Origin of the sequence: Oceanihabitans sp. 2_MG-2023 (assembly GCF_030547245.1) — a bacterium.
Taxonomy (GTDB): domain Bacteria; phylum Bacteroidota; class Bacteroidia; order Flavobacteriales; family Flavobacteriaceae; genus Oceanihabitans.
The window spans coordinates 318,107-331,602 of sequence record NZ_JAUOQT010000002.1; the positions used below are offsets into that span (position 1 = coordinate 318,107).

The 13,496-nt window shown below is 31.2% G+C and carries 15 protein-coding genes; 1 reads left to right on the plus strand and 14 read right to left on the minus strand.

Annotation, left to right across the window (positions count from 1 at the left end; all coding sequences use genetic code 11):
• The first annotated feature begins 9 nt into the window (after positions 1 to 9).
• Positions 10 to 822 carry a mechanosensitive ion channel family protein gene (locus tag Q4512_RS05375; protein WP_303422493.1) on the plus strand — a complete coding sequence of 271 codons (813 nt, stop codon included), beginning with the start codon at positions 10 to 12 and terminating at the stop codon, positions 820 to 822.
• On the opposite strand, the gene tsaB is transcribed toward Q4512_RS05375, so the two are convergent.
• The 14 genes from tsaB to Q4512_RS05445 form a co-directional block, all read right to left on the minus strand.
• Positions 823 to 1,500 carry a tRNA (adenosine(37)-N6)-threonylcarbamoyltransferase complex dimerization subunit type 1 TsaB gene (tsaB, locus tag Q4512_RS05380; protein ID WP_303422495.1) on the minus strand — a complete coding sequence of 226 codons (678 nt, stop codon included), beginning with the start codon at positions 1,498 to 1,500 and terminating at the stop codon, positions 823 to 825. It abuts the gene before it with no gap.
• 14 nt (positions 1,501 to 1,514) lie between these two features.
• A complete protein-coding gene (locus Q4512_RS05385) occupies positions 1,515 to 2,801 on the minus strand; it encodes an efflux RND transporter periplasmic adaptor subunit (protein WP_303422496.1) in 1,287 nt (428 codons plus the stop codon).
• Positions 2,802 to 2,806: 5 nt separating this feature from the next.
• Positions 2,807 to 4,135, minus strand: coding sequence for a TolC family protein (locus Q4512_RS05390; protein ID WP_303422499.1), 1,329 nt, complete (start codon positions 4,133 to 4,135; stop codon positions 2,807 to 2,809).
• Positions 4,136 to 4,274: 139 nt separating this feature from the next.
• On the minus strand, positions 4,275 to 5,438 hold the full coding sequence (locus Q4512_RS05395) for an efflux RND transporter periplasmic adaptor subunit (protein ID WP_303422502.1): 1,164 nt from the start codon (positions 5,436 to 5,438) through the stop codon (positions 4,275 to 4,277).
• A 121-nt stretch (positions 5,439 to 5,559) separates the two neighbouring features.
• Complete coding sequence (locus Q4512_RS05400; RefSeq protein WP_303422504.1) at positions 5,560 to 6,816, minus strand: ABC transporter permease; 1,257 nt, start codon at positions 6,814 to 6,816, stop codon at positions 5,560 to 5,562.
• A gap of 1 nt (position 6,817) precedes the next feature.
• A complete protein-coding gene (locus tag Q4512_RS05405; protein ID WP_303422506.1) occupies positions 6,818 to 8,062 on the minus strand; it encodes an ABC transporter permease in 1,245 nt (414 codons plus the stop codon).
• Positions 8,055 to 8,756, minus strand: a complete 702-nt coding sequence (locus Q4512_RS05410; protein WP_303422509.1) for an ABC transporter ATP-binding protein — start codon at positions 8,754 to 8,756, stop codon at positions 8,055 to 8,057. The genes Q4512_RS05405 and Q4512_RS05410 overlap by 8 nt, the downstream gene beginning before the upstream one ends.
• A 137-nt stretch (positions 8,757 to 8,893) precedes the next feature.
• Complete coding sequence (locus Q4512_RS05415) at positions 8,894 to 9,115, minus strand: hypothetical protein (protein ID WP_303422512.1); 222 nt, start codon at positions 9,113 to 9,115, stop codon at positions 8,894 to 8,896.
• Between the two features lie 41 nt (positions 9,116 to 9,156).
• On the minus strand, positions 9,157 to 9,684 hold the full coding sequence (locus tag Q4512_RS05420) for a DUF420 domain-containing protein (RefSeq protein WP_303422515.1): 528 nt from the start codon (positions 9,682 to 9,684) through the stop codon (positions 9,157 to 9,159).
• A 61-nt stretch (positions 9,685 to 9,745) separates the two neighbouring features.
• Complete coding sequence (locus tag Q4512_RS05425; RefSeq protein ID WP_303422518.1) at positions 9,746 to 10,495, minus strand: SCO family protein; 750 nt, start codon at positions 10,493 to 10,495, stop codon at positions 9,746 to 9,748.
• An 80-nt stretch (positions 10,496 to 10,575) separates the two neighbouring features.
• Complete coding sequence (locus tag Q4512_RS05430; RefSeq protein ID WP_303422521.1) at positions 10,576 to 11,292, minus strand: hypothetical protein; 717 nt, start codon at positions 11,290 to 11,292, stop codon at positions 10,576 to 10,578.
• Positions 11,293 to 11,360: 68 nt separating this feature from the next.
• Positions 11,361 to 11,741, minus strand: coding sequence for a cytochrome C oxidase subunit IV family protein (locus Q4512_RS05435; RefSeq protein WP_303422524.1), 381 nt, complete (start codon positions 11,739 to 11,741; stop codon positions 11,361 to 11,363).
• A 57-nt stretch (positions 11,742 to 11,798) separates the two neighbouring features.
• Positions 11,799 to 12,776: a cytochrome c oxidase subunit 3 gene (locus Q4512_RS05440; protein ID WP_303422527.1), complete on the minus strand. Its 978-nt coding sequence runs from the start codon at positions 12,774 to 12,776 to the stop codon at positions 11,799 to 11,801.
• A 138-nt stretch (positions 12,777 to 12,914) separates the two neighbouring features.
• A complete protein-coding gene (locus tag Q4512_RS05445; protein WP_303422531.1) occupies positions 12,915 to 13,496 on the minus strand; it encodes a cytochrome c oxidase subunit 3 in 582 nt (193 codons plus the stop codon).

Here is a 13,496-nt window from a genome sequence, read left to right on the forward strand (position 1 = left end):
ATACAAATTATGGAAGTACAAAATTGGATTGATAAAGGAGTGGAATTCCTTTCCACATATGGTTTAAAAGTTATTGGAGCTATTGCCATATGGATTATTGGTTCTTGGGTTATTAAAAAAATAATGAAGACCATTTCTAAAGTAATGGCAAAAAGAAATTATGAAGAGAGTCTTCAAAAGTTTTTATTAAACTTAGTTGGCTGGGTTTTAAAAATACTTTTAATTGTTACTATATTAGGTAATTTAGGAGTAGAAACTACATCTTTTGCAGCAATATTAGCCGCCGCTGGTTTGGCTATTGGTATGGCCTTACAAGGATCTCTTGGTAATTTTGCAGGTGGTGTTTTGCTTATGATTTTCAAACCTTTTAAAATTGGTGACCTAATTGAAGCACAAGGAGAGCTTGGTGTTGTAAAAGAAATTGAAATCTTTACTACAAAGGTTTTAACTCCAACTAACAAAGAGGTAATAATTCCAAATGGTATATTATCTAATGGTAATATTACAAACTATTCTACTGAAGGGAAACTAAGAGTAGATTTAACTATAGGTGTAAGTTATGATGCAGACATTAAACAAACTAAAGATGTTTTAATGAAAGTATTAACAGATAACCCTAAAGTATTAAGTGAACCTGCTCCAACAGTAAATGTTTCAGAACTAGCAGACAGCTCTGTTAACTTTGCAGTAAGACCTTGGTCTTCTGTTGCAGATTATTGGGATGTTTACTTTGAAACCACAGAAAATGTAAAAGAAGCATTAGATGCTGCAGGAATAGAAATTCCTTACCCTCACAGTGTTGAAATACATAAAGAAAACTAATTAAAATTTAGGTTTTGGCTTTAAAGCAACAAAATCTTTTAAATAATAAGGTTCAAAATAAGCGACATTTTCTATGTCGCTTTTTTTGTACTTATTAAATGCAATTACCGACATTTCATTTGCAGAAGGCAATTTATCGTCAATAAAAACAGCGTTTTTATGTGTAATTAACGTTTTTGTTTTTTCTACACCATTCCCTATAAAATATACTTTTCCTTTTTCTAAATAAGTAGCAAAAGAATTTTCATCTAAAATTTGCGCTTCAATTTTTCTAACAGCATTAAAAGTAGCATCAAAAACAGCAGAATACACTTCCATACGTCTTGCATCCAACATTGGCACTATAACACCTTCTTCTATTTTAACCTGTCTTGCTAATGCTTCTAAAGTAGAAGTAGAAAGCAATGGTTTATCTAAAGAAAAACATAACCCTTTTGCTGTAGAAACACCTATACGTAATCCTGTATAAGAACCAGGTCCTTTACTTACAGCAATGGCGTCTATGTCGGTGGGCTTTATATTATTTTGCTTTAATAAATTGCCTATATACACATGTAAACGTTCTGCATGAGAATATTGTTTACTGTTATCTTCTTGTAAAGCAAAAGTCTCCCCTTCTTTAGAAAGAGAGACTGAGCAGTTTGTTGTTGCTGTTTCTATGTTTAATATTGTAGCCAAAATATATGTTTGTCTTATTCGGTTTTATCCTTGGATACTTCTTCTTTTTTAATTTCTACAGCATCGCCATTTTTAAGTGATTTTGTTACCGTATTATATGGCCCTGTAATAATTTCTTCATCTTCTAGTAAGCCTTCCAAAATTTCAATATTAGAATTGTCTTGTACACCAGTTTTTACAACTCGAAGTTTTGCTTTATCTCCATCTTTAATAAAAACGCATTCAAATTTTTCTTCGCTTTCACTTTCTATAGCATTTTTACTAGCTATTTTTTTTGTAGAAGATGTGTCTGTTTTAATTACAATTGCACTTATTGGTACGCCAACAACCTTTTCACGTTTATTGGTAATAATGTCTACAGTTGCTGTCATTCCAGGTCTAAAAGGCGAATAATTTTCGTCTCTCCCTTTTAATAAATCTTTGTAAGACTCTTCAAGAATTCTAACTTTTACTTTAAAGTTTGTTACTTGATCGGCTGTTAATACACCATCGGCAGAGTTTGCAATTTCGGTTACTAAACCTTTAAATTGTTTTTTTAAATATGCATCTACCTCAACAATAGTAGAATCGCCAATATTAACTTTTACAATATCATTTTCGTTTACATCTACCTCTACTTCCATATTGGTAAGATTAGCAACACGCATGATTTCTGTTCCTGCCATTTGCTGTGTACCTACCACACGTTCCCCTAGTTCTACATCTAATTTAGAAATTGTTCCAGACATTGGCGCATAAATATTGGTTCTGTTTAGGTTGTCTCTGGCTTCGTTTACGGTTGCAGCAGAACTTTGCACATTGTAATATGCAGATTGTTTGCCTGCTTGTGCAATTTCGTAAGATGAAATTACTTTATCCCAATCTGCTTTAGAGATAATCCCTTTATCATAAAGCTTTTGATTTCTATCATAATTTGCTTTGGCTTCTTTGAGTGAGGCTTCCGCTTGATTTAGACCAGAACGAACATTTTGTAATGCTGCTTGCGAACGGTTTAAACTAGATTGATAAATATCTGGGTTTACGCGAACTAACAAGTCTCCTTTTTTTACTTGTTGCCCTTCCACAATAGGAAGATCAATAACTTCACCAGAAACTTCACTAGAAAGCTTAACTTCTATTTCTGGTTGAATTTTTCCTGTAGCAGAAACAGTTTCAACAATATCAATTTTAGCAATTTTTCTAGTTTCAACTTCTTTAAAATTACCTTGTTTACCAAACCATCCCGCTTTTTTTCCTCCAATTAAAAGGGCTAGTAATGCAATTACTACAATTACAATAATGGTTACTGTTTTCTTACTCATGGTTGTTAGTTTAATGTTGTAATAGGAATTCCGAAATAGAATTCTAATACTTTAAGTTTAAATATATAATCGTATTTGGTTCTTATCACTTCGCTTTGTGCGTTTTCTAATCTATTTTTAGACTGACTAAAATCGAATGCATTTAGCATACCAACATTATATCTTTCTTGTGAATAATTAAAGGCTTCACTTCTTGCTGCTTCGGTTTTTACAGCAGCTTCATACGCTTTTAAAGCACCTTTAGCATCGTTATATGCTTGGTACACATTGGTTTCTAAATCTAGATTAGCTTGTTCTAATTGGTATTGTGTATTTAGAACATTTATTTCACTACGTTTAACATTATTTTTCACAGAAAATCCGTTAAAAATAGGGATGCTTAAACTTAGTGAAAATCCGTGACTTTTATTCTCAGAAACTTGATCTGTAAATTCTGGCGTATCAAATAATTGTGATTTAAAATAATTTGTCCCAAAACTATACGAACCTCTTAAAGAAGGTTGCAAAGCTCCTTTAGCAATTTTAAGATTATATTCGGCTATTTCACTATTGTTTTCGGCAATTTTAATATCGTATCTCGCTTCTTTTGCTTTTGTAATAATTGTTTTTGGTGATTCATTTAAAATAGACGTCGCAGGTACTTGATAATCGTTATCTACAATATCAAAAGTTTCATAATCTTCTAATAATAACAATTGTGCTAAACTTATTTTAGATAAAGTAATCGCATTTTCTGCATTAACTACTTGTTGTTCTTGTGTTGCAATTGTAGCTTCAATTTCTAATAAATCTCCTCTTGGTAAAGATCCTGCATCTACCAAATCATTAGTACGTTGCAATTCTTCTTGCGTTATTAATTGTTGCGCTTCTAATACTTTTAGTTGTTCTTTATTAAATAAGATTTGAAGAAAAGCAGTTGCTATGTTTAGCGACATATTATCTTTTATATTATCTAATTGGTATTGGCTAGCTAATATTTCTAAATTTGAACGACGTAATTGATTTACGTTTCTTAAACCATTATAAATATTTACACCAGAACTAACACCTCCACTAAGGTTTCTCGTTGTAGAGTTTACAGCATCGAAAGTAACTGGGTCTTGATTTAATCCTATATTCCAAGAATGAGTTGCACTTGCATTAAGTGTTGGTAAAAAATTACCAAAAGCGTCTTTTTTATTAAGTTCCGAATTTTGTAAGTCTAACTCACTTTGTTTTACGGAAATATTATTATCTAGAGCATAGTTAACACACTCTTGAAGCGTCCATTTTTTTTCTTGGGCTTGCGTTGTAATGCTGATAAAAGCAAAAAATATAAAAATAAGTTTTTTCATGTATCTATTTTTATTAATTATTAACGGTTACATGTTTTTATTATATGTCTTCATCTTAAAGAAAAGCCTTTTTTACATGCTCGTTTCATAATTAAATGATAAGTCTTTATAAGTGTAAAAGTGTTACAATTATTTTTAATTAATTCTCTTGTGCGTATTTTGGAATGCCTTGAACTTGGTTCCAAACCTTAATTTTATCGTCTTTAGTAATGCCACTTTTCACTTCCACAAAAATTCCATCACTTATACCAAGTTCTACATCTTTTCTTTCAAACTTCTGGTCTCCTGTCTCCATTTCTACAAAAGGTTTTTTAGTTTTTTCATCGTATTGTACTAAAGCTTCTTTAATTGCTAAAGTATTTTCTACTTTATCTAAAATAATAGAAGCGTTTGCGCTTAAACCTGCTCTAATAAAAGTAGAATCTATTTTTTGAAGCGTTCCTTTTATTTCAAATTGAATGGCTCCATTTTCTGCAACTCCTTTTGGTGCAATATAGTCTAAAACAGCATCGAATTTTTTATCTTCAATTGCACCTACTGTAATTTCTAAAGGTAAACCTTCTTTTATTTTCCCAACTTCAGATTCATCTACTTTACCTTCAAAAATCATTTTTTTAACGTCTGCTAAAGATGCTATCGATGTCCCTTCATTAAAATTATTAGCTTCAATTACTTGATTTCCTTCTTTTACCGGAACATCTAAAACCATTCCTGAAACCGTAGCTCTTACTTGTGTTTGTGCAATATTACCTAAACCGCTTGTGGTACCTGTTTTTACAATATCGTAATTTTGTCTTGCTGTATTAACATTTATTCTAGCTTGCTCTACACTTTGTTTAGCTTGTAAATAGGTATTACTAACAGCTTCAAAATCATTAGCAGAAATAACACCTTTATCGAATAATGCTTTTTGACGATTATAACTTGCTTCTTGTGTTTGTAGATTAATTTGCGAGGTTTGTAATGCTGTTTGATTAGTAGCAATACTTCCTTTTGCATTGGTTAAAGAAGACACATTAGGAATTACTCTAATTTTTGCAATTAAATCTCCAGCTTTTACGTACTCACCAGCTTCAATAAATATTTCTTCTACAACTCCAGAGATATTAGATTTAATTAAAACCTCGTCTTTTGGAACGATACTTCCGGTTGCAACTGTTTTTACTGTTATGGTTTGTTCGCTAGCAGAATCTGTTGTATAGGTTACAGGATCTTCTTGGTTTTTTTGCCATAAATAATATAATGCTGCACCAAACACAACAACTATTAGTGTTAATACGATTATGGTTTTGGTTCTTTTCATTTTTTTGTTGATTTATTGTTTTTTGATTGTTTATTTTCTAAAATATTATTTTCTCGTAATCTTATTATTTAATGCAAGCAGTTAGTTGCTGCTTACAAAATACTGTTTCCTAAAAAATAAATCACTCGATACGTAAAGCATCTACAGGTTTCATTTTAGTTGCACTATTTGCAGGAATTAATCCTGCCAATAAGCCAGAAACTACTAATATAAATAGCGCTGTAAATATTACAGACATGCTCACACTTGGGTTAGCAAAATTATCTACAGGGCCACTTTGATCTAAAATATAATTCATTATAAAAATCACGAATGCTGCAAAAGAGATGCCTACCATTCCAGAGATGATGGTTAATAATAAACTTTCTTGTAACACTTGTGATTTAATGGTCCAAGGGGAAGCCCCTAAGGCTCTTCGCACTCCAATTTCTTTTGTTCTTTCTTTCACAACAATTAGCATGATATTACTAATCCCTATGATTCCAGACATTAAAACTAAAGCTCCCACAAAATAACCAACAAAGGATAATATAGAAAACAAACCATTTACACGGCCAAATGCTTCCGACAAATCGAAATTACCAATAGCACGTTCATCTTCTGGGTGTACTTTATGGCTCTCCCTCATGAGTTCTAGAATTCTTGGTTTCAAAGCAGTTACTGTAGTATCATCATTAGCTGTTATTGCCATCCAACCTACATTATCTCCTCTATTAAATGCTTGACCAAAAGTTGTAAAAGGCATAAAAATAGTATTAGCATCTTCTTCTTTATCACCACTATTAGCAGCTTTAAATGTTCCAATAACTAAAAAATTCACACCATTAACTTTAACATAAGAACCAAGAGGTTCTTCTTCTTTATCGTACATAGCTTTTACGACGTCTTCACCAATAACACAAACTTTCCTTTTAGTTTCAATGTCTGAATAACTTAAAAAACGGCCTTGAAGTATATCCATAGGTTGCTGTTTAATAAACTCAGGATAGTCTCCGTATATAGTAAACGCACCCGTTTTTGTGCCTCTTATCACATTATTAGCACCATTATAACCTCCTAATTGATTTCTAGGTGACACGTATTTTAATTGAGGTAGTTCACGTTTAAGCGTTTCTACATCTTCTAATTTAAAATTAAAACGTCTTCCTTTTGGCAAGCCTTTATATGTTTTTGTAGTTCCTTGCGTCCACATAAACATTGAGTTTGTTGCAAAGTTTCCAAAATCGGCTGTAACCCCATTTTTTAACCCATTGGTTAATGCAAGGAGTAACACTAAAATAGTAATTCCCCAAAACACACCAAAAGCAGTCAAAAAAGTTCTAAACTTATTAGCTGTTAGTGCTTGTAATATTTCGTCCCAACGATCTCTACTAAACATATTATTCGTCTCTTAATGCTACAATTGGTTTAATTTTGGCTGCTCTATATGCAGGAATAAATCCTGCTAAAGCTCCTGCAAAAACTAAAACAAAAACAGTGGTTAATGCGGTATTAAAATCTACTTGTGGATATTTAATAAAATCACTTTCTATTAGTGGCCCTACTAGCTCTAATAAACCTAGACCTAGAATAAGTCCGAATAATCCTGAAATCATGGTTACAAAAACAGATTCTTGCAAAATCATACCAACAATAGACCAAGGTTGTGCTCCTAGTGCTTTACGTATACCTATTTCCTTTGTTCTTTCTTTTACTATAATTAGCATGATGTTTCCAACACCAACTACTCCAGCTATAATGGTACCAATACCTACAAACCAAAATACAGCTGCAATCGTATCTACAAGTGAGTATATTTTTTTGGCTTCCTCAAGTGTGTTATACACGCGTACTGCATTTGTATCGTCTGGAGCAACAGTTTGTCTTATTTTTAATTCGCTTTCTATTGCTGAAGAAATAGCTTGTGATTCTGCAACTGCTTCATCAAAATTATCTGCCATTTTTAATGTAAACATCATATTACGAATATTATCTGCTCCATTAAATGCGAGTTGCGCAGTTGTTAAGGGTAGAAAAACTTTACTTTCATCACGTTCTCCTCCTGGATCGTAAAAAACACCAACTACTTTAAAAGTAATACCATAAAGTGATATGTTCTTATTTATTGGGTCTTCTCCTTTAAATAAATCCTGACTTACTTTATTACCTATTACTGCTACTTTTTTGGTGCCATCGACATCTGCAATATTTATAAAACGTCCTTTACTTACATCAGCGTTTTCAATAAATTGATTCCCTGGCAAAATACCTTGAATTCTATAATTTCCAGATTCATTTTTGTAGTTTACTAATCCTCCCCAAATGGTATAGAAAGCGGATTCATTTTCTATATTATCAGCATATTTATTAGATACAGCATTAAAATCTCCATTTTTAAATTGAATTCTTCTTCCTGGGTTTAAACCTTTGTGTTCTTTGGTAGTAACACCAGACCAAATACTAACTAGATTTGTTGCATCTCTTTGAAATTGAGAACGTACACCATTTTGTATTCCTGTACTAAATCCTAAAAGGATTACTAATATAAAAATACCAGAAGCTACAGAGAGTCCAGTTAAAAAAGCACGAAGCTTATTTTTACTTAAGGTTTCAAATATTTCTTGCCAGCGTTCTAAATCAAACATGTGCTAAAGCTCTTACTTGTTCGACCTTACTATCATCTATAATTAAACCATCTTTAAGGTTTACGATACGCTTGGTCATTTGTGCAATATCTGGCTCATGTGTAACCACTAATATCGTTTTACCTTCGTCGTTTATTCCTTGAATAAGATCCATAACTTCATATGAGGTTTTTGTATCTAAAGCTCCTGTAGGTTCATCTGCTAATAAAACTTTAGGATCACTAGCTAAAGCTCTTGCTATGGCTACACGTTGTTTTTGACCTCCAGAAAGTTCGCTTGGCAAATGGTGAGACCATTGTGCTAAACCTACTTTTTCTAAATAATGCATTGCTTTTTCTGCTCTTTCTTTTCGTTTAACACCTTGATAATACAAAGGTAAAGCAACATTATCTAGTGCTGACTTATAGTTTATTAAATTGAAGGATTGAAAAATAAATCCTAAAAACTTATTCCTATAATTAGCAGCAATTTTTTCGTTAAGATTTTTAATGGAAACATTGTCTAATGTATAAGACCCCTCGTCTGCTTCGTCTAACATACCTAAAATATTAAGCAAAGTAGATTTTCCAGAACCTGAAGAACCCATTATTGATACTAGTTCTCCTTCTTTAACACTAAAATTAATTCCTTTTAATACGTGAAGAGAATTACTTCCCATATGATAAGATTTATGTAAATCTTTGATTTCTATCATGATTAATTGATTGATTGATTGATTAGCATGACAAATTACATAAACCTTTAAACGATTTATACTAACAAAATGTTAAGAATTAATAATGCTATAGTAATAAGACTATTAAAGGAAAGAAATGTTACAGAAAATTGAAATTATTCCGTTTTATTTTTAGAGAAGGTTTTATAAATAAAAAATGCTATTCCTCCTACCAAAAGATAAGGAACAGCCATAAGGTAAACTATACCATCGTTGACACCTTCTGCTGTGGCTTGTCCTTCCTCACTCTCTAAGACTGCTCTACACATTGCGCATTGTGCATTTGTTTCTAGAAAGAAAAGAATGGAGAAAATTAAGAATAATATTTTTTGTTTCATTTTAATTTTTTTAACCCTTCCTTGATTAGGAAAGGATTAATTTACGCATAATAAGGGGATATCATAAGATATACTACAACTCCTGTTACTGCTACATATAACCATAAAGGAAATGTTATACGTGCTATTTTTTTGTGTCTTTCAAAATTTTTGGTAATTGCTCGTACATAGGTGATTAACACAAAAGGGATAATTATTATGGACAATAATATATGTGTTATTAGTATAAAATAATATATATACTTAATGACTCCTTCTCCACCAAATTTAGTAGAATCGCTAGTCATATGATACGCTACATAAAGGATTAAAAATACAGCAGAACACATAACTGAAGTAGTCATTAGGTTTTCATGAAGCACAATATTTTTCTTTTTTATAGCAAAAAAAGCAATTACCAAAAGAATAGCGGTTATTGCATTAATGGTTGCATAAATAGGAGGCAAAAAGGATAATGGTTCTACATTTGGTATTTTAACACCAAATAATATCGCTACAACAATAGGAACAGCAACAGATAAAATTACTATTAATTTGTTATATTTTTTTTCGTCTAGACTATTTTCCATAATTTTTTATCTATATAATTTCGTTCACTTCAAAATTACTTGAAGAGTTTACTTTTTTTAGTTATTCGTTTAATAGTTTATTAATATCTTGTTTCAACATGGTTATCTGTTGTTCTTGGCCATCGTCGTCTACTTTTTCTTCTTCAGAGATCATACCGTTGTAATAAATAATTGGATTTCCGTTTACTACTCTAGATCTTATAAAACCATTTTTATCAATTAAGGCAAAGTTTCCAGAATGTTCAAAACCTCCTTCTACTTCTTCCTCTTCTGCAGTATATAAATTAAAACCTTTATTTGCTAAATCATAAATTACTTCTTGATCTCCTGTCATTAAATGCCAGTTTGGATTTGTGATTTTATATTTTTCAGCGTACGCTTTTAATACTTCGGAAGTATCATGAGCTGGGTTAATGGTAAAAGATGCTACACCAAAATTTCTATTCTCTGGAAATGTATTTTGTATTTCTACTAAATTGCGACTCATTCTAGGGCAAATAGTAGGACAGGTAGTAAAGAAAAATTCTATAACGTAAACTTTACCTAAATAATCTTCGTTGGTTATTATTTTACCATCTTGATTAGCAAAACTAAAGTTTGGTACTTTTTTCGCTTCGCCATTAATTTCAAGAAAAGCTAAATCTGAAGTTCTTATTGTTCTATCTTCATTCGATACACTTACACTTCTACTCTCTTCTCTTGTAACATCTTTATTTGTGATTCTATCTACTATTTTTGGTATAAAAATAATTCCGAATACTAAGATAGTTAATGCTATACCTATGTATGAATAGTTTGTTTTCTTGCTCATATTATTTCTTTTAAGGCCATTTCGATAAGCTTAGTGAGATATGTTTTAAAAGAGTCTGTATTTTTTTATAACGACAAATATTATTCTGTTACGTTTTGTAAATCGTTTGCTCTTCTGGTTTCCGAATTAAAATTCCCTTTTCGTTTTTGTCTGTATTCTGTAAATAGGATTCTTAGATCTTCACTCATTTTATTTTTAAGCTCAGCTACTTCTATACAATCGTAAGATTTCATTTGGTAAGCTGGTTTATTCTTTTGCTTTTCATTGTCTGATCTATCGTCTATTCTTCCTCTTAAATTTAATTCTTTATCAATAATTACAACATCGTCTGTTGCAAAATTTGCATCTAAATCACTAATTAAGTGAAGGCTTTTGTATAGTTTAAGAATTTCTTTATTTGAAGCGGAAACGTATTTCCAGTATTTTAACGGTTCGTATTTACTTAATTCACTCTTTAATAGCTGTACTTCTGTTTTTGTGCTATCTGGAACAACCATAACGATTTGAAACTTTTTGAAGCCTTTAAACTTATCATACATTAACTCTTTTAAGTTAGACATTGCTGTAAGTTTATCTATTGGTTTTTTGCCTACAAAACCTAAAATGGTAATATGATCTTTTAGAAGGATCGTTTCGTTTTCTAAAGACGTAAAAGAAGTAATATCTAATACATTTTCTTCTAGTATATCTAAAGCAATATAGTTGTGTTTTGCAGGATATAGAAACAATAGAAATAGTACTGGAAGGAAGAATAAAATTCCAAGAATTAGATTTCTTTTAAGACGCTTTTTGTTCATGCTACAAAAATAAAAAAAGGTGGTTTAATAACCACCTTTTATATCTATTTTAACTGAAAAGTTTTTATTTAAAAATCACGTTTTACAAAACCTGAAGAGTATACAGTTTCAATATAACCACCTTCTTGTAAAAGAATGAATATTAGGTAAAGGATCAAGAAAACAGCTGTCCATACTACCATTCGTCTTAATGCTTTTACTTCATCACGCATGTGCATAAAATCCCAAGTAATGTAATAGGCTTTTACTATAGTTAATATAATGAATATCCAGTTTAAGATTTTCATTCCTAAAAACTTACTCATTAAAGCTTCTGGTTTTACAATACCTAATACAACTTCAATTATTGTTACAAAAGTTAAGAATGCTAATACACCCCAAATCTTTGCGGTATTGGATTTAAATTTCCATAATCCTCTGAAAATCTCTAATTTATGTTCGTGTGCCATTATATATGTTTTTTATATTCCCTCTTTCGAGGAAAGAAAAATAAATTTTTTAATTAATTAAACTAGGTAGAAGAATGTAAATACAAACACCCAAACTAAATCGACAAAGTGCCAATAAAGTCCAACTTTTTCAACCATTTCATAACTTTTACGTCTTTCGTAAGTTCCAAGAATAACATTAAAGAAAATAATGATATTAATAACAACTCCTGAGAAGACGTGAAAACCGTGAAAACCTGTAATAAAGAAAAAGAAATCAGCAAATAATGGTGAACCATATTCATTGACATGAAGGTTAGCTCCTTTTACAAATAACCTACCGTTTTCTTTTAGTTGTTTAATAGACTCTTCTCTTGATAAAACCGTCTTTTTTCCATCTGCATCAATAATTTGAGTTCTTACTAAAACATCTGGATGTGCTTCTAAACCTTTAGTAATCTCGGACATTGTATAAGTAGGAAGTTCACTTTCGTTAACAAACCACAAACCGTTTTTGCTTTCATGTTGTGTTCTGTCTCCAGCTTCTACTTTAGCAAAATCTGCAACAGCAACTCGATGTCCTTCGGTATCAACAAACTGTAAAATGTTTCCACCCTTTGTTTGTACAGCACCAAATTCTCCTTTAATAAAAGTATTCCATTCCCATGCTTGAGAACCAACAAATATTAAACCACCAATTACTGTTAAAAACATGTAAATAGTTACTTTCGCTTTATTCATATGGTGACCAGCATCTACCGCAAGCACCATCGTTACTGAAGACATAATAAGCACAAATGTCATGAAAGCAACATAATACATTGGTGCTTCTACACCATGTAAGAAAGGAAAGTGAGTAAACACTTCATCTGCAATTGGCCAAGAATTTATAAACTTAAATCTTGAAAACCCATAGGCAGCTAAAAATGCTGAAAATGTTAATGCATCGGAAACGATGAAAAACCACATCATCATTTTTCCATAACTTGCATGTAGAGGTTTGTTTCCTCCTCCCCAAGTTTTTCCTTCTGTTCCAGTAGCTACTGTAGTATTCATATAATTGGTTTAGTTATTAAAAGTTGCACAAAAATAATCATTTTATTTTTCTAACGAAACATACAACACTAAATTTTAATAGACTCTAGATAAGCTTTAGCTAATACGCTAAAAAAGAACCTTAAAAAAGCGTTAAATTTATCTTACAAAATATAAAAACAAAAAGAGATATACCCAAAGTATATCTATAAAATGCCAAAAGGTTGCAGCTAGCTCTAAGCCTAGCATATTTGTCGCATTATACTTTTGTTTAAAATGATTATAAATTACTACTAACAAGCAAATCAAGCCAACAACAACATGTAAAATATGCACCATTGCTATTAAATAAATATAAGACATGGTAACATTACTAGCTGCACCAGTAAAGTAATACCCTAAATCTATAATTTGCTGAAAGCCTTGAAATTGATTTATAATAAAAACAACACCTAAAACTAAAGTAGCTAACAACCATATAGTAGTTTGTTGTCTATTGTTATTTTTTAAAGCACGTTTTGCTAAAATAAAGGTAATACTACTTATAATAATTACTACAGTACTTATTATAAATGCATTTGGTAACACAAAGTCTTTTAACCAATCTGGTCTAGCACTACTTACCACAAAAGCACTAGTCCATCCGGCAAAAGACATTACTAATGATATTATCCCAAACCAAAGCATCATTTTTTTTGCTCTGCCGTGTTTTTCCTGTAAAGTACCCTGAGTTAAATCCAT